General features: G+C 33.7%; 18 protein-coding genes. 16 read left to right on the plus strand and 2 right to left on the minus strand.

Going from position 1 to position 20,836, the window contains the following annotated elements; translation table 11 throughout:
• Positions 1–3: 3 nt before the first annotated feature.
• A complete protein-coding gene (gene panC / locus EV144_RS11335) occupies positions 4–882 on the minus strand; it encodes a pantoate--beta-alanine ligase (protein ID WP_134148882.1) in 879 nt (292 codons plus the stop codon).
• A 78-nt stretch (positions 883–960) separates the two neighbouring features.
• Here panC and EV144_RS11340 point away from each other — a divergent pair, with 78 nt between their 5' ends.
• The 16 genes from EV144_RS11340 to EV144_RS11415 all read left to right on the plus strand — a co-directional run bounded on the left by EV144_RS11340 (position 961) and on the right by EV144_RS11415 (position 20,203).
• The gene (locus tag EV144_RS11340; RefSeq protein ID WP_134148883.1) at positions 961–1,767 is read left to right on the plus strand and encodes a glycogen/starch synthase; all 807 of its coding nucleotides are present in this window, start codon (positions 961–963) and stop codon (positions 1,765–1,767) included.
• 21 nt (positions 1,768–1,788) lie between these two features.
• Positions 1,789–3,378 (plus strand): DUF4270 domain-containing protein, encoded by a 1,590-nt coding sequence (locus tag EV144_RS11345; protein ID WP_134148885.1) that lies wholly within the window; start codon positions 1,789–1,791, stop codon positions 3,376–3,378.
• A gap of 9 nt (positions 3,379–3,387) precedes the next feature.
• Positions 3,388–5,238, plus strand: coding sequence for a glutamine--fructose-6-phosphate transaminase (isomerizing) (gene glmS / locus EV144_RS11350; protein WP_134148886.1), 1,851 nt, complete (start codon positions 3,388–3,390; stop codon positions 5,236–5,238).
• Positions 5,239–5,545: 307 nt separating this feature from the next.
• Positions 5,546–8,353 (plus strand): TonB-dependent receptor, encoded by a 2,808-nt coding sequence (locus EV144_RS11355; RefSeq protein WP_134148887.1) that lies wholly within the window; start codon positions 5,546–5,548, stop codon positions 8,351–8,353.
• Between the two features lie 82 nt (positions 8,354–8,435).
• The gene (locus tag EV144_RS11360; protein ID WP_134148889.1) at positions 8,436–10,007 is read left to right on the plus strand and encodes a G-D-S-L family lipolytic protein; all 1,572 of its coding nucleotides are present in this window, start codon (positions 8,436–8,438) and stop codon (positions 10,005–10,007) included.
• 234 nt (positions 10,008–10,241) lie between these two features.
• Positions 10,242–11,753 carry a F0F1 ATP synthase subunit beta gene (atpD, locus tag EV144_RS11365; RefSeq protein WP_026984148.1) on the plus strand — a complete coding sequence of 504 codons (1,512 nt, stop codon included), beginning with the start codon at positions 10,242–10,244 and terminating at the stop codon, positions 11,751–11,753.
• Between the two features lie 95 nt (positions 11,754–11,848).
• On the plus strand, positions 11,849–12,130 hold the full coding sequence (locus EV144_RS11370) for a F0F1 ATP synthase subunit epsilon (protein WP_134148890.1): 282 nt from the start codon (positions 11,849–11,851) through the stop codon (positions 12,128–12,130).
• A 63-nt stretch (positions 12,131–12,193) separates the two neighbouring features.
• Positions 12,194–12,727 (plus strand): hypothetical protein, encoded by a 534-nt coding sequence (locus tag EV144_RS11375; RefSeq protein ID WP_134148891.1) that lies wholly within the window; start codon positions 12,194–12,196, stop codon positions 12,725–12,727.
• Positions 12,728–12,882: 155 nt separating this feature from the next.
• Positions 12,883–13,521, plus strand: a complete 639-nt coding sequence (locus tag EV144_RS11380) for an NAD(P)-dependent oxidoreductase (protein WP_134148893.1) — start codon at positions 12,883–12,885, stop codon at positions 13,519–13,521.
• A 74-nt stretch (positions 13,522–13,595) separates the two neighbouring features.
• On the plus strand, positions 13,596–14,732 hold the full coding sequence (locus EV144_RS11385) for an aminotransferase class I/II-fold pyridoxal phosphate-dependent enzyme (RefSeq protein ID WP_134148894.1): 1,137 nt from the start codon (positions 13,596–13,598) through the stop codon (positions 14,730–14,732).
• A 117-nt stretch (positions 14,733–14,849) separates the two neighbouring features.
• Entirely contained in the window at positions 14,850–15,731 is an 882-nt protein-coding gene (locus EV144_RS11390) for a TraB/GumN family protein (RefSeq protein ID WP_134148895.1), read from the plus strand.
• 4 nt (positions 15,732–15,735) lie between these two features.
• Positions 15,736–16,236, plus strand: a complete 501-nt coding sequence (locus tag EV144_RS11395; protein WP_208326848.1) for an RNA polymerase sigma factor — start codon at positions 15,736–15,738, stop codon at positions 16,234–16,236.
• Positions 16,226–16,837, plus strand: a complete 612-nt coding sequence (locus EV144_RS11400) for a hypothetical protein (RefSeq protein ID WP_134148898.1) — start codon at positions 16,226–16,228, stop codon at positions 16,835–16,837. The genes EV144_RS11395 and EV144_RS11400 overlap by 11 nt, the downstream gene beginning before the upstream one ends.
• A 72-nt stretch (positions 16,838–16,909) precedes the next feature.
• Positions 16,910–17,530 carry a dethiobiotin synthase gene (gene bioD / locus EV144_RS11405; RefSeq protein WP_134148899.1) on the plus strand — a complete coding sequence of 207 codons (621 nt, stop codon included), beginning with the start codon at positions 16,910–16,912 and terminating at the stop codon, positions 17,528–17,530.
• A 62-nt stretch (positions 17,531–17,592) separates the two neighbouring features.
• The gene (bioA, locus tag EV144_RS11410; protein WP_134148901.1) at positions 17,593–18,864 is read left to right on the plus strand and encodes an adenosylmethionine--8-amino-7-oxononanoate transaminase; all 1,272 of its coding nucleotides are present in this window, start codon (positions 17,593–17,595) and stop codon (positions 18,862–18,864) included.
• A gap of 172 nt (positions 18,865–19,036) precedes the next feature.
• Entirely contained in the window at positions 19,037–20,203 is a 1,167-nt protein-coding gene (locus EV144_RS11415; RefSeq protein WP_134148902.1) for a beta-ketoacyl synthase N-terminal-like domain-containing protein, read from the plus strand.
• A gap of 102 nt (positions 20,204–20,305) precedes the next feature.
• Here EV144_RS11415 and EV144_RS11420 read toward each other — a convergent pair.
• The coding region (locus EV144_RS11420) for a T9SS sorting signal type C domain-containing protein (protein WP_134148903.1) at positions 20,306–20,836 on the minus strand (531 nt) is incomplete at its 5' end.

Genomic DNA, 20,836 nt, shown 5'->3' on the forward strand with positions numbered 1-20,836 from the left:
AATTTAATTTAATGAAATGGTGTCAATCAGTCTTATAGAATTAACAAATACTGCTATAAAGGCACGGTATTTTTTGTCTATACTTTTATGATCAATAGATAATAATGTAGATTCATCAGCAATAACAAAATATTCAAGATCAAATCTTTCGTTGTCTTTGAAAGATTTTTCTACAAATTCAATGGTTTCCTGAGGACTGCTGTTTTGGAATATTTCTTTTGCTTCGGTCAAAATCTTGTAGATAATAGAAGCTTCTTTTCGTTCTTCGGGAGTTAATCTTTCGTTTCTTGAACTCATTGCCAAAAGATTTTCCTCTCTAAAAATTGGACAACCGACAATGTTTACCGGAATATCATTTTTCTCTACCAGTTTTTTAACAATTTGCAACTGCTGAAAATCTTTTTCTCCAAAATAAGCATTGGTAGGAGTTACGATTTCAAACAGACGTTTTACAATCGTTCCAACTCCGTTAAAATGACCAGGTCTGAATTTCCCTTCCATTTGATTTTCAAGACCGTCAAAATCAAAATCTTGAGAAGTAGTATTTCCCTCATAAATATCTTCTACAGAAGGTGCGTATAAAATGATTTTATCACTTAAAGTGCGCATTTTCTTAACATCTTCATCTAGAGTTCTAGGGTATTTCGCTAAATCTTCAGGATTATTAAATTGAGTTGGATTAACAAAAATACTTACGACTGTATCGTCGTTTTCCTTAAGTGATCGCTGCATTAAAGCTAAATGCCCTTGGTGTAAAGCGCCCATTGTAGGTACAAATCCGATAGTAGAATTTGTGGTTTTGATAGTTTTTAAATAAGCTATCAAAGCGGCTTTACTGTAGAAAATATGCATTGAGGTAATATTAAAATTTAGTGCAAACATAATATATTAGTTATAAACTGCATAAATTTTTGTAATTTTGCAACGTTTTTATTACCAAAAATTAAGTAAAATACTATTATGAAAGATAAGAGGATATTATACGTATCATCTGAAGTCGTGCCTTATTTGGCTGAAAATGAGGTTTCTTTAATGTCTTATGACGTTCCAAAAATGATTAATGATCAAGGAGGTCAGATAAGAATTTTCATGCCAAGATATGGAAATATCAACGAAAGAAGACACCAGTTGCATGAAGTGATTAGACTTTCTGGAATGAATTTGGTAGTGAATGACTTAGACATGCCGTTGATCATAAAAGTAGCTTCAATTCCTAAAGAAAGAATTCAGGTTTACTTTATTGATAATGATGAGTATTTTAAGCGTAAAGCAACTTTTGCTGACGAAGAGGGAACTTTATATCCTGATAATGATGAGCGTGCCATATTTTTTGCAAAAGGAGTTGTAGAAACAGTAAAAAAATTAAATTGGGTTCCAGACATCATCCACGTTCATGGCTGGCTGGCTGCGATGCTTCCAATTTATATGAAACATTATTATAAAAATGAAGCGTTATTTTCTGAAACTAAAATCGTAACATCGGTTTACGGTCAGTCTTTTGATGAAAATTTAGATTTAGAAATGATCAATAAGGTAAAATTTGACGGTGTACCGCATGAATCAGTATCTGATTTGGAGGTTCCTAATTATGAAAATATCTTAAAAGCTAGTATTTTACATTCTGATGCTGTTATCATAGCATCTGAGAACGTTTCCCCAAGTTTAACAAAATTTATAGAATCTTCAGGAAAACCTTTTTTACCTTTCGCCACGAAAGATGCATTCGCAGAAGCGTATACAAATTTCTACAGGGAGATGGGTCTTTAAAATTTAACTTTATTATTAAACATGTATAATACTTCTTTTATTAAGAAAATTCTTTTAGCTTTAACTGTTGTTCTTTTGTATTCTTGCGATAAAGATTTTAATGCAATTGGAGATGATTTGATCGGAGATAATCATTTTGGTCTAGAGGCAGAAAAATATGCTGTTTTAGCATATAACCAAGAAGTAACACCTATTCAGTCAAATGCTTTGACGAATAATCTTTTGGGTATTTATGATAATCCTGTTTTTGGTACTACAACAGCAAATTTTGCGACGCAGCTTACACTTGCTGAATATGCACCGACAATAGGTGAAGAACCTGTAATAAAAAATGTAGTTCTTAGTGTGCCTTATTTTAGTCATGTAGTTAGTACTGATGCTACTACAGGTGCTAGTGTTTATAAATTAGATTCTATTTACGGTGCCCCGGAAGGAAAGCTTAAATTGAGTATTTATGAGTCTGGCGTACAGATGCGTTCTTCTTTTTTTGATAATACAAATACACAATTGCCACAGTTATATTATACAGATGAAAATGATGCTTTTCAAACTGCAAAATTGGGTGCTCCGTTAAATGATTCAACAAATGTGCTTGAAAATTCACAATTTTATTTTGATGCAAAACAAATCGAAACTAAAACTGTTGATGCAACAACACTAAAAGAAACCATTACGAGAACTGCTCCGGAAATGCATTTAAGTTTAAATAAAGCTTTCTTTCAATCAAAAATTTTAAATGCCTCAGCGTCTAAGCTTTCTAGTCCTGCTGTTTTTCAGGAATATCTTAGAGGTTTATATTTTCAGGTAGAAAAATCAGGTTCAAGCACTAGTAATATGGCAGCGTTGGATTTTTCTAAAGGAAAAATTACTATTACCTATAAAGCAAAAACTGCGATTACTACAGATGCTGAAACGGTAAAAGAAGAAAAGACAATAGTGTTGAATTTTACAGGCGGTGTTAGTACGGCAAATTTTCTTCAGGATGCTAAAAAGCCAGCTTATCAAAGTGCAATTACTAGCGTAAATCAAACAGAAGGCGATGAAAGTCTTTATTTAAAAGGCGGTCAAGGATCTCTTGCCGTTATAAAGCTTAATGATTTTGCATCAAAACTAGACCAGATCAGAACAAATAAGTGGCTTGTTAATGAGGCGAATCTTGTTTTCTATATTGATTCAGATAAAATGGCAGGAGCTGACGAGCCGAAAAGAGTTTATTTGTATGATTTGACCAACAATGTACCGTTAATAGATTATAGTACTGATAATACATCAAGTATAACTACAGATGCAAAAGCGTCAAAATATATTTTTGGAGGAATTATTAACGTTGGTGATAATAAGAGAGGTAAAACATATAAAATTAGAATTACAGATCATATACGAAATCTAATAAAAGACAACACTTACAAAAATGTTGACTTAGGGTTAGTTGTGACTGACGGTATTAGTATTATCGCTTCGAATGCATTGAAGTTGAAGAATGCTAATATTTCACAAGCACCGAGAGCATCAGTTATGAGTCCGCTTGGAACAATTTTGTACGGAGGAAAATATACTGTTCCAGCTGATAAAAGATTACAGCTTGAGGTTTACTACACGAAACCAAATTAATTAATATATATGTGTGGAATTGTTGGATATATCGGTCATAGAGAGGCCTATCCTATTGTTATCAAAGGATTAAAGCGGCTCGAATACAGAGGATATGATAGTGCTGGTGTTATGTTGTATGATGACCAGGAAGGCATAAAACTATGTAAAACAAAAGGTAAAGTTTCAGATCTTGAAGCTAAAGCACAAGATAATTTTACAATAAACGGAAATATCGGAATCGGTCATACGAGATGGGCGACACACGGAGTTCCAAATGATGTAAACTCGCATCCTCATCTTTCTAATTCTGGAGACTTGGTAATCATTCACAATGGGATCATTGAGAATTATGCGCCACTTAAAGAAGAATTAATAAAAAGAGGATATACTTTTAAATCAGATACTGATACAGAAGTTTTAGTAAACTTGATTGAAGAAGTTCAGAAAAATGAAAACATTAAACTTGGTAAAGCAGTTCAAATTGCGTTAAATCAAGTGGTAGGTGCTTATGCAATTGCTGTGTTTGACAAGAAGAATCCAAACGAAATTGTTGCTGCAAGATTAGGTAGTCCGTTGGCAATTGGAGTAGGTGAAGGAGAGTTTTTTATAGCTTCAGACGCTTCGCCATTTATTGAATATACTTCAAATGCAATTTATCTTGAAGATGGTGAAATGGCAAACATTAGATTGCACAAGCCTCTTAAAGTTAGAAAAATTAAAGATGATTCTTTAGTAGATCCTTATATTCAAGAACTTCAAATGAATTTGGAGCAGATTGAAAAAGGAGGCTATGATCACTTTATGCTTAAAGAAATTTATGAGCAGCCAAGTGTAATTAAGGATACTTACAGAGGTAGACTTAATGCTAATAAAGGTATTGTTCAGATGGCTGGTGTTGAAGATAACATTGAAAAATTCTTAAATGCAAAACGTATTTTAATTGTAGCTTGTGGAACTTCATGGCATGCAGGTTTAGTTGCAGAATACATTTTTGAAGAATTTACTCGTATTCCGGTAGAAGTAGAATATGCTTCAGAATTTAGATATCGTAACCCAATTATAAACAAAGATGATGTTGTAATTGCTATTTCTCAATCTGGAGAAACTGCAGATACAATGGCAGCTATTAAATTAGCAAAAGAAAACGGAGCTTTTGTTTTTGGAGTTTGTAATGTTGTTGGTTCATCTATTTCTAGAGAAAGCCATGCAGGTGCTTATACACACGCTGGGCCAGAAATTGGAGTAGCTTCTACAAAAGCATTTACAACTCAGATTACAGTGCTTACCATGATTGCATTGCGATTAGGTAAAGCTAAAGGAACGTTGTCTAATTCTGATTTCCATACATACTTACAAGAATTAGAGATAATTCCAGAGAAAGTGGCAGAAGCATTAGAAACAAACGATCGTGCAAAAGAAATTGCAGCGGCTTTTAAAGATGCTCCAAACTGTTTGTACTTGGGTCGTGGATATAACTTCCCTGTTGCTCTTGAAGGCGCTTTAAAGTTAAAAGAGATTTCATATATTCATGCTGAAGGTTATCCTGCAGCAGAAATGAAACACGGTCCAATTGCCTTAATCGACGAACATATGCCGGTTATTGTTATTGCACCAAAACAAGGTCACTACGATAAAATTGTAAGTAACATACAAGAGATTAAATCTCGAAGCGGTAAAATTATTGCTGTTGTTACTAAGGGTGATACTCAGGTTCGTGAATTGGCAGATTATGTAATCGAAATTCCAGAAACTTCAGATGCATTATCGCCGCTTATTACAACTATTCCGTTGCAATTACTTTCTTATTATATTGCAGTTATGAGAGGTTGTAATGTTGATCAGCCACGTAACTTAGCAAAATCTGTTACGGTAGAATAATGTAAGTACAAAATACATATAATGTTAAAAAAGCGAGATTTAGGTCTCGCTTTTTTTTATTGCCATATTTTTTTTACTGACTATGTATTTTTATTAAATCCTCAATTTTTTTCTTAAATATTATATGTATGCATAGTAAATTAGTTTTACATGCTTTGATATTTGATTTTATTCTAAGAAAACCCATTGCTGAATAGTTAATTTTTTGTAAATATTAGTGTTGAATATTAATTTTTTTTAACGTTTTTTTATTAATATTAAAAATATTTGTATTTTGGCTATATAAACTAAACAAAAACCTAAACCGATGAGAGTCTATTTGCTAATTATGTTGTTTTTCAGCGGAGTATCCTTTGCGCAGAATACAATTACTGGTTCTGTTACCGATGGTAACAAACAATCTATTCCTGGTGCCAATGTTGTTGTTGTAGGAAGTACGACTGGAACTTCTACCGATTTTGATGGTACTTTTAAATTAAGTACAACTTCTAAGCCCCCATTTACGATTAAAGTGTCGGCTGTAGGTTTTGAAGCAAAAACGGTTAACGTTACATCTTTGAATCAAAGAATAGAAGTAGTTTTAAAAGATGAAGAAACTAAGTTAGATGAAATTGTAGTTTCTGCTTCCAGAACTCCAGAAAGAGTAATTGAATCTCCTGTTACTATTGAAAGAATGGGTATTCAGGAAATAAAAAACACAACAGCTCCGACTTTTTATGATGGTTTAGAGAATTTAAAAGAGGTGCACTTTAATACTAGTAGTATTTCCTTTAAATCAATAAATACACGTGGTTTTGCTTCTGTGGCTAATACTCGTTTTATGCAATTGGTAGACGGTATGGATAATTCATCTCCGGCATTAAACTTTGTATTAGGGAATTTAATTGGTATTTCTGATATTGATGTTGCAAGCGTTGAGCTTTTGCCAGGTGCCTCTTCTGCACTTTATGGAGCAAATGCTTTTAACGGAATTATGTTCATGAACAGTAAAAGTCCATTTACAAATGAAGGAATAAGTGTTTACTACAAATACGGACAGACAACTCAAAATGCTGCCGGAACGAATGATTATAATGATTTCGGAATTAGAGCTGCAAAAGCATTTAGTAAACATTTTGCAATGAAAGCTAATTTTACTTACATGGAAGCTTCAGAATGGATTGCTGCAGATACTAGAAGTATGAGTGGCGGTTCTGTAGGACATGCAATGAATCAGAATTATGATGGATTAAATATCTATGGTGACGAGGTTACGACTTTTATTCCAAATGTTGGTCAGGTTAGTAGAACCGGATATCGTGAGCAAGATTTGACGGATAATAAAGTTAAAAGCATGAAAGCAGATTTTGGTTTGCATTTTAAACCTTGGGATGACGATACTGAAATTATTCTTCAATATAAAGTAGGTACAGGAAATACTATTTATCAAGGGGCTAATAGATATGCATTGAAAAATTTCTTAATGCAGCAAGGTAAATTCGAAGTAAAAAATAAAAACTTTTTTGCAAGAGTATATTTTACAAGTGAAGATGCAGGAGATTCTTACGACATGAGATTTGCCGGATGGAATATTAACAGAATGGCTAAATCAGATAAAAACTGGTTTACAGATTATGGTACAGCATTTCAATTATCATCTGCAGCGCTTGGTCTTAATGCAAATGATGCAGCAACTTACGCTAGAAATTTCGCAGACTATAATGTTTCTCCGGGCTTACCTTTAGTCCCAAACATTGATCCTGCTAATCCAGGTGCGCCAAGATCAGCGAGATTTGAGCCAGGGTCTTCGCAATTTAATAATGCCCTTAAAGTAGTAACAAGCAATCCAGATCTTACACAAGGAGCTAAATTTATTGATCATTCAAAATTATACCATTCAGATGTGAATTATAATTTTAAAGACATGGTTAAATGGGCAGAAATTCAGGTTGGAGGTTCTTGGAGAAAATACATAATGGATTCTGAAGGAACTATCTTTACAGATTATGATGGTCCAATCGAATACAAAGAATACGGTGCGTATGCACAATTACAAAAAAAATGGTTAGACGATAGATTAAAATTTACTGGATCTATTCGTTATGATAAAAGCCAGAATTTTGATGGAAATGTATCACCTAGAATTTCATTTGTTTATTCAGCAGGCGAATCAAAAAGACATAATTTTAGAGTTTCTTATCAAACAGGTTTCCGTAACCCAACAACTCAAGATCAATATATTGGTTTAGATTTAGGGCCATTCGCTTTAATTGGTTCTGCTCCAGAAAATTTAGACCGTTATCAGGAAACAATGCCTGTAAGTGCGGCTGGTCAAGCAATGGGTGCACCGGCAACTGTAAACTTATCAGGTCAAAATGCTTATCACAATGCTTATACATTAGCATCTGTTCAGGCATTCGGTGTATCTGCAAATCCAGCAGACCTACAAGTTGCAAATATTGGTTTAGTAAAACCAGAGCAGGTTAATGCTTTTGAAGTTGGATATCGCTCAGTAGTTCAAAATGATTTATCAATTGATATTAATGCTTATTATAATATCTACAATGATTTTATGAACTCTTCAAGAGTTATTTCTCCATACTATGGAACTGTTGGAACAAATGCTTCAGATCCAAATGTTCAGATGACTTACGCGGCGATAGCGTTTGGAGATAGAAGAGTGTATCAGGTTTATACAAATACATCAGCTCAAATTTCTTCATTAGGTTTTGGTGTTGGTTTGTCTAAAAAAGTATACAAAGATTTTGAATTAGGAGTTAATTATAATTACGCTCAATTTGATTTTAATCAAGCAGATGATCCAAGTTTTATCGCTGGATTTAATACTCCAAAACATAGAATTAAAGCTTCTCTTGGAAACGCTAATGTAATTAAGAACTTAGGCTTTAATGTAAATGTAAGATGGAATACAGAATACTTATGGCAGTCTTCTTTTGGAGATGGAATGATCCCGGAAAATACAGTTCTTGATGCTCAGATAAATTATGGTTTACCAAAATTAAAATCAGTTATTAAAGTTGGAGCGACAAATCTTTTCGGACATGATTACCTTCAGGTAATTGGTGCTGGTGCAATTGGTCAAATGTGGTTTGCGTCTTGGACAATCAATCCTTAATTAGGAATAATTATTTGACCCAATAGTTTGTCTTTCTTTTTGTTGTAACAGCAAAAAGCTAATAATTTTAAAAGTTAATAACATGAAAAAAAATATAAAATGGCTGTTGTTGGTTTCTTTAACCTTTATGGCATGTAATAATGATGATAATGATAATGCCCCAGTCGAAGTTCCTGTAACTCCTGGTTCAGCAGTTTTTACTAAATATGTGGCGCTGGGAGATTCTTTTGCTGCGGGATATAGCGATAATGCTCTTTTCAAAAAAGGACAAGAAAATGGATATGCCAATATATTGTCTCAGCAATTTGCTGCAGCTGGAGGCGGAGCGTTTACCATTCCTTATATGAATGATAATATTGGAGGTTTATTATTTGGCGGTCAGCCAAATCCAGCCTTTGGAACACGTTTGTATTTTAATGGTTCGGCACCAGTAAATGTTTCCGGAACGCCAACTACAGAAGTTACGGCTCATCTTACAGGTACATTTGGTAATCTGGGTGTTCCCGGCGCTAAAAGTTTTCATTTGGTAGCTGCGGGTTATGGTAATCCAGCCGGATTAGCGACAGGAGTTGCTAATCCTTATTTTGTTCGATTTGCCAGCACTCCTTCAACAACGGTTTTGGCAGATGCTTTGGCTCAAACGCCTACTTTTTTCTCTTTGTTTATTGGAGGAAATGATGTTTTAAGTTATGCAATTTCTGGAGGAGTAGGAAAAGATCAGACAGGAAATTTGAATCCTGCTACATATGGCAGCAATGATATTACAGATCCAACTGTTTTTGCAAATGTATATTCTTCTTTGGTAACAGGCTTAACAGCTAATGGTGCTAAAGGAGTAGTGGCAAACCTGCCCTATATTACTGCTTTGCCTTATTTTATAACGGTTCCTTATAATCCATTAACGGCTAAATCATTAGGTAATAATGATGAAGCTGTTGGGAAAGCGACAATTCAGGCTTTGAACGCACAATTATATGGTCCGCTGAAAGCAGCTCTTACTGCATTAGGTGCTGGAGATAGAATTAACCTGCTTTCTGAAACTGCAGCAAACCCAGTTTTAATAAAAGATGAAAGCCTGACTAATTTAACAACTCAGTTAATACAGGTATTTACACCGTCGTTAGGAGCGCAGACTGCAAATTTTTATGGTGCTGTATTTGGTCAGGCAAGACAGGCAAAAGCGACAGATTTATTAGTTCTGCCTGTTAGAACAGCTATTGGTACAGCTCCAACTGCTGCTGATTCAGGACTTGGAGTTGCGCCGCCTGCACCTCTAAATAAATTTGGAGTAACTTATCCATTACAAGATAAACATGTATTAATTCCAACAGAAACTGCAGAGATTAAAAAAGCTACAGATGCTTATAATGTAACTATAGAAGCTCTTGCGACACAAAAAGGTTTGGCTTTTGTTGATACAAGAACTATTCTGACTCAATTGTCAACAGTTGGAATTAAATTCGGAAATTTTAGTTTAACATCTGCGTATGTTACAGGAGGTGCTTTTTCTTTAGACGGAATTCATCCAAGTGCTAGAGGATATGGCTTAATCGCTAATATTTTTGTAGATGCAATTAATGTAAAATACGGAGCAACGCTGCGACATGTTGATTTGGCTGTATATCCAAGTCAATATCCGGCAGTAATAAAATAATGCCAATTTTTTTTAGTAAAAAAGTCACTCGTTTTACAGCGTAGTGGCTTTTTTTTATTTTGTTAAAAAACGTCGTTTTTTGCTATTTAAAGTCTGGGTTTTAAGAATCAAACAAAAACGTAGTATTTTTTATAAAAAAAGTGTTGATTTTTTATTTTAAAAAATTATCTTTGCGCTCTGAAAAAAGAGGTATTTTCGATAAACCTAAATAGCTATTTAATAAACACATAAGTAATGTCAAAAGTAATAGGAAAAGTTGCTCAAATCATTGGACCAGTAGTAGACGTAGTTTTCAACGGTAAAGATGTTGAACTTCCAAAAATTTATGATTCACTAGAAGTCACAAAAAAAGACGGAACATTATTAGTTCTAGAAGTACAATCTCACATTGGTGAAAACACTGTTCGTACCATTTCTATGGACTCAACAGATGGTTTAAGCAGAGGATATGAAGTAGTTGGAACAGGAAATCCTATCCAAATGCCAATCGGTCCAGATGTATATGGAAGATTATTTAATGTAATTGGAGATGCAATTGATGGTTTAGGAAACTTGCCAAAAACAGGAGAAAACGGTTTGTCTATTCACAGACAAGCGCCTAAATTTGAAGATTTATCAACTTCATCTGAAGTTTTATTCACAGGTATCAAAGTAATCGATTTGATCGAGCCTTACGCAAAAGGAGGTAAAATTGGATTGTTTGGTGGTGCAGGTGTTGGTAAAACAGTATTAATTCAGGAGCTGATCAACAATATCGCAAAAGGTCACGGTGGACTTTCTGTATTCGCAGGAGTAGGAGAAAGAACACGTGAAGGAAATGACTTGCTTCGTGAGATGTTAGAGTCAGGAATTATTAAATACGGTGATGATTTCATGCACTCTATGGAAAATGGAGGATGGGATTTATCTAAAGTAGATATGCCAGGAATGAGAGAGTCAAAAGCTACTTTCGTTTTCGGACAAATGAATGAGCCTCCTGGAGCTCGTGCTCGTGTAGCACTTTCAGGATTATCTATCGCAGAATATTTCCGTGATGGAGCTGGAACAGATCAAGGTAAAGACGTATTGTTTTTCGTTGATAACATCTTCCGTTTTACACAAGCAGGTTCTGAGGTATCAGCACTTTTAGGACGTATGCCTTCTGCAGTAGGTTACCAACCAACTTTGGCAACAGAGATGGGGGCAATGCAAGAGCGTATTACATCTACAAACAAAGGATCTATTACATCTGTACAAGCGGTTTACGTTCCTGCGGATGACTTAACTGACCCGGCGCCGGCTACAACTTTCGCCCACTTAGATGCAACAACAGTATTGTCTCGTAAAATTGCTGAGTTAGGTATCTATCCTGCGGTTGATCCATTAGATTCAACTTCAAGAATTTTAACTCCTCAAATCTTAGGAAATGAGCACTACGACTGTGCACAAAGAGTAAAAGAAATTCTTCAAAAATACAAACAATTACAAGATATTATCGCGATTCTAGGTATGGAAGAGTTATCTGAAGAAGATAAACTTTCTGTATCAAGAGCACGTCGTGTACAACGTTTCTTGTCTCAACCATTCCACGTAGCGGAACAATTTACAGGTATTCCTGGAGTATTGGTTGACATTAAAGATACTATCAAAGGATTCAACATGATTATCGATGGTGAATTAGATCACCTTCCAGAAGCTGCTTTCAACTTGAAAGGTTCTATTCAAGATGCAATCGAAGCTGGAGAAAAAATGTTGGCTGAAGCATAATCAAGCAAAGCTTGATAAACTTCAAAAAAATAAAAATTCCAAATTCCAAAATTGGAGTTTGGGATTTTAAAAATTTGGAATTTTAAAAAAAAGTTATGACTTTAGAAATAGTATCACCAGAAGCAAAATTATTTTCAGGAGAAGTAACTTCAGTTACATTGCCTGGAGTTGATGGAAGCTTTCAAATATTGAATCATCACGCTCCTATTGTTTCTATTTTAGAAAAAGGAACAATTAAAATTGTAGCGACAAGCTTCAATTTTGCTAAAGAAGTAGCGGGTAAATTCACGAAAGTAAATGACCAGACTTATACTTTAGATATTGTGTCAGGTACTATCGAGATGAAAGACAATAAGATTATTGTTTTAGCAGACTAAGACAATTTTAGAATAAAGTTAAAAAGCCAAACAGAAATGTTTGGCTTTTTTTATTTTTGGTATATGAAAGAAAATAAGGAAAATGAAATTTCGATTTTTACTGGTAAACGAGCTTGGTATGAGCTATTGTTGGCGTCAGTGTTTTTTGGAGCTTTTATTTACATGATTGTTTTATTTGTCTATTTTGCTTTTATTGAAGTGTCAGTTAAAATTGCTATCAGAGCTTTTGTAACATTTCTTGTTTTTGGAACATACTGTTTAGTTTATGGATTTAAATTTTCTGCAACTAAAAACATGCTGATAAATTTGCAGACCAACATCTTAATTTCAAGATATATTATTGGCCCATTTTCATACGATGTAAAATTGAAAGTAACTGATTTTGAATATGTTTCTTTTTTTGAAGACAGATATGGTGAATTCGGGACAAATCTTTGGTATGTTAAAAATAGACATTATAAGATGTATAGTTTTGAAAATAAAGAAGCAGCATTTCAGTTTTCTCTCAATCTTTCGAATAAGCTCAATATTGATTTGCTGGATGCAACTGAAAAAGGAAACTTTAAATGGATCGAAAAAGAAAATTTAAATAAGTAATGCCAGATAATCCGTATGGCTTTTTTTATATCTTTGAAATATTAAAATCTCTTTATAAAATATTGATCATTATAAAAGCTCAGTAAGCTTTTGTTATTTCGCTTTATCAGTCAGATAAAGTGTGATTTATCTATGTCAAATTTTATAAAGAATATATGAAAAATATAAATAAAGTCGCCGTTCTAGGCGGTGGAGGGAGAACTGGAAAATATCTTGTAAACCAGTTACTAGAAAAGGGATTTAGTATAAAACTTCTTTTAAGGAATCCTGAAAGTTTTACCATTCAAAATCCAAATATCGAAATTATCAAAGGCGATGCTATAGAGGAAGAGTCAGTTCGTTTGTTGCTCGAAGAATGTCAAGCTGTAATTAGTACTATTGGTCAGCGTCCGGGCGAACCAATGGTTGCGAGCAGGGCAACAAAAAACATCTTAAAAGTTATGAATGAATTTGATATTCAAAGGTATGTTTTACTAGCAGGACTTAATGTTGATACGCCATTTGATCAGAAAAGTGAAAAAACAATGTTGGCAACCAATTGGATGAAAACCAATTTTCCTGAAATTCAAAAAGACCGTCAATTAACGTATGATCTTTTAGTTGAAAGTAAAATAGATTGGACATTAGTTCGGGTCCCATTTATTGAATTCACGGATGATAGTGCCGAATTAGACATCAGTTTGAAAGATTGTTTGGGTGATAAAATAAGTGCTCAGGACATTTCTGTATTTATGATCAAGGAAATGATTGATTCTAATTTCTGCAGGCAATCTCCTTTTATTAATAATATTTAAAACTGAAATAAACGGCGGGCGGTATCAAACCCGCTGTTTTTTAATATTCAGTTCAATTTCATAACTTTGCTTTTATGAAATTACCTGAAAATCTTATCCTAAAGCTTGAAAATAGAAAACAAAATAACTCTTTGAGGAAATTACCAAGTTTTAATAATCTTGTCGACTTTTCTTCCAACGATTATATTGGGTTTTCGAAATCAGAAACTATTTTTAAACAAGCACATCATTATCTAATCGAAAATGAGTTTGTTCAAAACGGCGCAACAGGTTCACGATTAATTTCTGGTAATCATTCTCTCTATCAAATTGCGGAATCTTTTATAGCAGAATTTCATGACGCAGAATCGGCTTTAATTTTTAATTCGGGTTATGATGTCAATGTGGGTTTTTTTAGCGCTGTACCGCAAAGAAATGATGTTATTTTGTATGATGAATTAAGTCACGCATCAATTCGTGACGGAATCTCAATGTCGAATGCAAAATCGTATAAATTCAATCACAATGATTTTGAAGATTTGGAGCGTCTTATTCTAAAATTTCCCGACACAAACATCTACATTGTTACTGAAACTGTTTTTTCTATGGATGGCGATTGTCCGAATTTGGAAGAATTAGTAATACTGTCTGAAAAATACAGTTGTTATTTAGTTGTTGATGAAGCACATACTTTAGGGGTTTTCGGAGATAAAGGCGAAGGATTAATACAGTATTTACAATTGCATAATCGCATTTTTGCCCGAATTATGACTTTCGGAAAAGGTTTAGGCTGTCACGGTGCAGCAGTCTTAGGAAGTGTCGAACTTAAAGAATATCTGGTAAACTTTGCCAGAAGTTTTATTTACACTACCGGGTTATCTCCGCATTCTGTTTCTACAATTTTAACGGCTTATCAGCAATTAGAAATCGAAAAAGAAACAATCGAAAAATTGCGCCAGAACATAATATTCTTTAATCAGCAAAAGAATTTATTGGGATTAAAACCCATGTTTGTCCGCAGTAAATCTTCCATTCAGTCTGCTATAGTGCCAGGCAATGAAAATGCAAAAAAGCTTGCACAAGAACTACAAGATAAAGGTTTTGATATAAAAGCTATTTTATCTCCCACAGTTCCAGAAGGGCAGGAACGACTTCGCTTTTGCATTCACAGTTATAATACAGAGGAAGAGATTACTCAGGTTTTAGAGCTTCTACGCGATTTTATATTTTAATAAATATTTCCCTCGCTAACTATTACTTTTCCTCACTTTTTAAAAAAGTTTAAATTTTTTTGTAACGTTTTAATACTTTGATTACTTACGAGTCGTAATCAAAAAAATTAGACCATTATGAAATCACAATCAACTTTAGAAAAGTCAATCAAACTAACAATCTTACTAATTGCATTTATTTTTAATACAACTGCAAATGCACAAACCAATTCTCCTAAATTAGAAAACTCTCTTTTGTGGGAAGTATCAGGAAACGAATTATCAAAACCATCATACTTATACGGAACCATACACATGATTTGTTCCGGAGATTATTTTCTTACTGATAAAACAAAAAAAGCATTTGATGCGTCGAATAAACTGGTCTTAGAAATCAACTTTTCTGATCCGAAAGAAATGGCAGATGCAAAGGAACTGACAATGGGAAAAGAACCGCTGAGCAAAAAATTAACAGAAGAACAATTTGCGAAACTGGATGCAATTTTGAAAAAAACAGCAAAAGTAAGTGCGAAACAAGTTGACGCTTTTACATTAGCAACTGTAATGAGTTTGGTGACAATGAAATCTTATGGTTGTACTGATATAAAACAATATGAAGTGGATTTTATGGATATGGCGAAAAAGAAAAATATTGAGATCGGGGAACTTGAAACCGTTAAATCTCAAGCATTGGCACTAGAAAATGCTTATACAAATGATGAAATGATTTTGATGATTGAAAAATTAAATCCAGATGAAATTGCAAAAGCAGTAAAAGCATATAAAGAAGAAAATGTAATGGAATTAAATACAGTATTTGCAGATGAAAAATGTGCTAGTAAAAAAACTAATAGCACTATATTAGAGGCTAGAAATGCTAATTGGGTAAAAAAAATGCCAGCATTAATGAAAAGTGAAAGTGTATTTTTTGCAGTTGGATCTGCGCATTTGGGAGGAGAATTGGGAGTAATTAATTTATTAAGAAAAGCGGGATATATAGTAAAACCAGTAATGAATTAGCACTATTTTGAAAGAGAAAGAATTTTTAAATCGGATAGAGAGTCATAAAGGCATACTGTACAAAGTTTCTAAAATGTACATGGACAATTACGATGATCAACAGGATCTGTTTCAGGAGATTGTCTGCCAGCTTTGGAAATCGTACGATTCGTTTAGAAACGAAAGCCAATTTTCGACGTGGATGTATCGGGTTGCCGTAAATACCGCGATTATATTTCTAAGAAAAGAGAAACGGAAAGTAGATAAATATGAAATTGCATCGGAAAACATAAAAGAAGATGAAGGCGACTCTCATATCAAAGAAAGCCAAATTGATCATTTTTATAAAGCTGTTCAAAAACTAGAAAAAATTGATAAGGCTATTATTTTCTATCAGTTAGAAGGATTCTCTCATAAAGAAATAGGTGATAATTTAGGTATATCTGAAGGAAATGCCAGAGTAAAATTAAACAGAGCAAAAGAAAAATTAAAAGAAATAATAAAAAATCAAGGATATGGATTTTAACGATATACAAAATGCATGGAATAATGACAACTCTGATACTGTTGTTCTTCCTGATAATTTGGAAAAAATAAAAACGGCTAATATGCCTGTGGAAAGAATTAGAAAAAACTTGCGTAACGAGCTTTTTGGACAGATTTTGGCTTTAGTAATTATAGGTCTTCTGCCTCTAGATTCAGAATTTCCTGCAAAAATGAAGGTACCGTATTATTTCATTTTCGGAATAATGATTGCTATAAGTATTTACTATTTGGGACAGCTTTTTTTGTTTTACAAAAGATTGAATAATGTGGCATTGAGTACTAAAGATAGTTTGTATGAAACCTATTATGATGTGAGGCTTAACATGCAGCTTTATAAAACCTATACATTTGTGCTTGCTCCGTTCTTATTGACTTACTTTATTGGATATATTCTCTATAAAGATCCAGATGCCATAAAGATTTTAAATGGAAATTTAGAAAGCCAGAAATTACTATTGTATATAGGGGTTTTTGTAGCAACTATATTAGCAATTGGCCTGTTGACAGAATTTTGGGTACAGCATTTTTATGGAAAATATGCCAAAGAAATCAGAAAAGTAATAGACGAATTAAAGGAATAATCATAAACAGAACCCATCATTACGATGGGTTTCTTTTTTATTGGTATTTTTGCAGTACAATAAAATATCACAATGAAAATATTCGTAACCGGGATTTCTACCGATGTTGGCAAAACGGTAACTTCTGCAATTGTAGTTGAAGCTCTAGAAGCCGATTACTGGAAACCTGTTCAGGCTGGAGACTTAGATAATTCTGACAGCCATAAAATCAAGTCTAAAATATCGAATACCAAAACTCATATTTTCGAAAACAGCTATAAGTTAAATACGCCGGCAAGTCCGCATTTAGCAGCTGAAATTGACGGAATAAGAATTGATTTAAATAAAATTGAAGAGCCAAAAACCAATAATCATTTGGTTATCGAAGGAGCTGGAGGAATTTTTGTTCCACTGAATGAAACCGATTCAATTATAGATTTAATACAACCCGATTATAAAGTAATTGTAGTTTCAAGACATTATTTAGGAAGCATAAATCATACTTTATTAACGATCGAAGCGATTAGGAATCGTGGTCTTGAAGTTGCCGGAATTATCTTTAGCGGAAGCGAAAATAAATCGACAGAAGATTTAATTCTAAATAAAACCAAAGTAAAATGTATCGGAAGAATTGACGAAGAACCTTATTTCGATCAAAACGTAATTCGTGAATACGCAGATTTGTTTCGCGAAAACCTTTTACAACTTGAATAAAAATTTCAAAAATCAATTTCAGTTTTAATCTGAAATCTAAATTCTAAAATCTGAAATTAGCTATGACTTTATCAGAAAAAGACAGCCAATATCTTTGGCATCCTTATACACAGCATAAAACTTCTCAAACTCCAATCGCTATTTCAAGAGGTGAAGGAGCTTTGCTTTGGGACGAAAACAATAAAGAATATATCGATGCGATTGCATCTTGGTGGGTAAATCCGTTTGGGCACAGTAATAAAATTATAGCCGATGCGATTTACAAACAACTCACAACTTTAGAACACGTTTTGTTTGGCGGTTTTACACACGAACCCGCTATAAAAGTTGCGGAAAAATTAATAGAAATTCTTCCAAAAAATCAACAGAAAATATTCTTTTCAGACAATGGTTCAACAGCGGTTGAAGTGGCGATAAAAGTTGCATTGCAGTATTTTTTCAATAAAAATGAAAAGCGAACCACTATAATTGCTTTCGAAAATGCTTTTCACGGCGATACTTTTGCAGCAATGGCAGCAAGCGGAATTTCATTTTATACACAAGCTTTTCAGGGAATGTTTATAGATGTTGTCCGAATTCCAGTTCCGATAAAAGGGCAGGAGCAAGAAAGTTTTGATGCTTTAAAATCTGTTATTGCAAGCCATAATTGTGCAGGATTTATTTTTGAACCTTTAGTGCAAGGCGCCGCCGGAATGGTGATGTATGAACCGGACGCATTAGCCAAACTGATTCAGATTTGTAAAGAAAATAAAGTCTTAACAATTGCCGATGAAGTAATGACAGGCTTCGGAAAAACGGGAAAAACTTTTGCAATGGATTATGTTTCTGAACAGCCGGATATGATTTGTTTGTCGAAAGCATTGACAGGCGGCACAATTCCGATGGCAATTACAACTTTTACACAAGATATTTTTGATGCTTTTTATGATGATGATATCAACAAAGCATTATTTCACGGACATACTTTTACGGCAAATCCAACAGGTTGTGCTGCAGCTTTGGCGAGTATCGATTTATTGCAGACTCAGGAAATGCAGGATAATATTGATCGAATTAATAAAAGTCATTTAAACTTTCAAAAGAAGATCGAAAATCATTCAAAAGTAATAACCGCCAGAACTTTAGGTGTTATCTTTGCGGTTGAAATAAAATCAGATTCAGAAGAAAGTTATTACGGTTCAATGCGAACTAAATTGTATAATTTCTTTATTGAAAAAGGAGTCGTTTTAAGGCCGGTTGGGAATATTGTTTATATTCTTCCGCCTTATATTATGACAGACGAACAGCTTCAGAAAGTGTATTCGATTATTGAAGAAGCTATTGAAATGGTGTGATTTTTTTGCACACAGATTTAAATCGATATAACGGATTTTCACGGAATAAAAATTATTTGTGTAAACCTATTTGATCAGTGTAATCTGTGTTTGATTTGTCAAAAACTAAAATGATAATTAGCGAACTTTGCGTAAGAATTTGCAAAATTTGCAGTTAAAAAATAAAATAACGTTGAATAATAAAATCGCTATAACAGCCTTTTCTTCCATTTCTCCTTTAGGAAATAATGCAGAACAGGTTTGGAAAAAATATCTGAATGAAGAGCATTGTTTCTCTAAACAATTGCTTGATCAACAAGAAACCTCTGTTGCCGCATTAGATGCAGAGTCAAAAGAAATTGTGGCAGCTGTTAGGGAATCGGATATAAAGTATAAATTTTTAGACAATTCGGTTTTGTTTGCTTTAGCAGCTTCGAGAAAAGCAGTTGAAGACGCTGGATGGGATAAAAATGATGTTTTCGGAATTAATATTGGCTCGTCTCGCGGCGCAACAGATTTATTCGAAAAACATTATAAAGAATATTTAGATACTGGAAAAGCACAAACTTTAGCTTCGCCAACCACAACTTTAGGAAATATCTCTTCGTGGATTGCGCACGATTTGCAAAGTGTTGGTCCCGAAATTTCTCATTCTATAACTTGTTCTACCGCTTTGCATGCACTTTTAAATGGCGTCGCTTGGTTAAAATCAGGAATGGCGGATAAATTTTTAGTGGGAGGAAGTGAAGCACCTTTAACCGATTTTACGATTGCACAAATGCGTGCTCTAAAAATATATTCGAGAATCAATCAGGACGAAGAATCTTGGCCAAATCTGGCTTTCGATTTTGAGAAAACACAAAATACCATGATTCTTGGTGAAGGCGCAGGAGTTTGTTGTTTAGAATCTGGCGAGAAAGAAAATGCAATTGTTTATGTAACGGGAGTAGGGTATGCAACAGAGATTCTAGAGCATAATATTTCAATTTCGGCAGAAGCAACCTGTTTTCAAAAATCAATGAAAATGGCGCTTAATGATGTTGATTTAGATACAGTTGATGCGATCGTCATGCATGCGCCCGGAACTATAAAAGGAGATTTGACCGAACTAAGGGCTATCGAAAAAGTATTTGGTTCTAAATTACCTTTATTAACCACTAATAAATGGAAAATCGGACACACTTTTGGTGCATCAGGAATGCTGAGTTTAGAATTAGCACTTTTGATGATCCAGCACGATACTTTTATTGGAGTACCTTTTGGTGAACATAAGAAGCAGACAAAATCAATTAAAAGGATATTAATTAATGCTGTAGGTTTTGGCGGAAATGCAGTCAGTATTTTAATCGAAAAACCGTAATTCTATTATAAAGTTTAGATTATAAAAAAAATCCATTTGTCTATACAAATGGATTTTTTATTTGGAAACACTCGTTTTTGAAGTGTTTTTATAAAGATATAGTTATTTAAAAATGACTTTTTTAGTCGTAATAAAATCATTTTCAAGGGTGACTTTTACTAGTAAAATCTGATTGCTTGACTGTAAGTTTGAGATTTGCAATTCAGTAGAACCTATCTTTGTTTTATCGTAAAGGAGTTTTCCTGTAATGTCAAAAATTGTAACCTCTTTTATGGTTTCTTTTGAAGTTGTTACTTTAATCGCTTTGTCTTTTACTGATACTAAAACAAAATTTTCAAGATTTTCAAAATCGCCTGTTCCCAGATTTTTAGAACTGTAATGTAAAACAAAACGCTCTGCAAAAGTTCCAATAGCAGTAGTAAAAGTATAATTTCCAGCTGCTAAATTCTGAACTCTACCTGTTGTTTTGTCTTCCAGATAAACAGCATGATCAGCAAATAAACCATCGGCATGATCAATTGCAATTGTAAAATCGCCAGCAATAGTAGATTTGTATCCTAACGGAATAGTTTCTGTATCATCAAAGGAAACTGCACGTCCTTGAATGGTTAATTTTCTGGAATCGTTTATCGA

The organism is Flavobacterium sp. 270 (assembly GCF_004368785.1).
GTDB lineage: Bacteria > Bacteroidota > Bacteroidia > Flavobacteriales > Flavobacteriaceae > Flavobacterium.

Coding starts and splice junctions, on each gene's coding strand:
- atpD (WP_026984148.1), top strand. CDS start 10,242: ATGTCAAAAGTAATAGGAAAAGTTGCTCAAATCATTGGACCAGTAGTA.
- EV144_RS11340 (WP_134148883.1), top strand. CDS start 961: ATGAAAGATAAGAGGATATTATACGTATCATCTGAAGTCGTGCCTTAT.
- panC (WP_134148882.1), bottom strand. CDS start 882: ATGTTTGCACTAAATTTTAATATTACCTCAATGCATATTTTCTACAGT.
- EV144_RS11390 (WP_134148895.1), top strand. CDS start 14,850: ATGAAATCACAATCAACTTTAGAAAAGTCAATCAAACTAACAATCTTA.
- bioD (WP_134148899.1), top strand. CDS start 16,910: ATGAAAATATTCGTAACCGGGATTTCTACCGATGTTGGCAAAACGGTA.
- EV144_RS11385 (WP_134148894.1), top strand. CDS start 13,596: ATGAAATTACCTGAAAATCTTATCCTAAAGCTTGAAAATAGAAAACAA.
- EV144_RS11360 (WP_134148889.1), top strand. CDS start 8,436: ATGAAAAAAAATATAAAATGGCTGTTGTTGGTTTCTTTAACCTTTATG.
- EV144_RS11400 (WP_134148898.1), top strand. CDS start 16,226: ATGGATTTTAACGATATACAAAATGCATGGAATAATGACAACTCTGAT.
- EV144_RS11370 (WP_134148890.1), top strand. CDS start 11,849: ATGACTTTAGAAATAGTATCACCAGAAGCAAAATTATTTTCAGGAGAA.
- EV144_RS11345 (WP_134148885.1), top strand. CDS start 1,789: ATGTATAATACTTCTTTTATTAAGAAAATTCTTTTAGCTTTAACTGTT.
- EV144_RS11375 (WP_134148891.1), top strand. CDS start 12,194: ATGAAAGAAAATAAGGAAAATGAAATTTCGATTTTTACTGGTAAACGA.
- EV144_RS11355 (WP_134148887.1), top strand. CDS start 5,546: ATGAGAGTCTATTTGCTAATTATGTTGTTTTTCAGCGGAGTATCCTTT.
- bioA (WP_134148901.1), top strand. CDS start 17,593: ATGACTTTATCAGAAAAAGACAGCCAATATCTTTGGCATCCTTATACA.
- EV144_RS11380 (WP_134148893.1), top strand. CDS start 12,883: ATGAAAAATATAAATAAAGTCGCCGTTCTAGGCGGTGGAGGGAGAACT.
- glmS (WP_134148886.1), top strand. CDS start 3,388: ATGTGTGGAATTGTTGGATATATCGGTCATAGAGAGGCCTATCCTATT.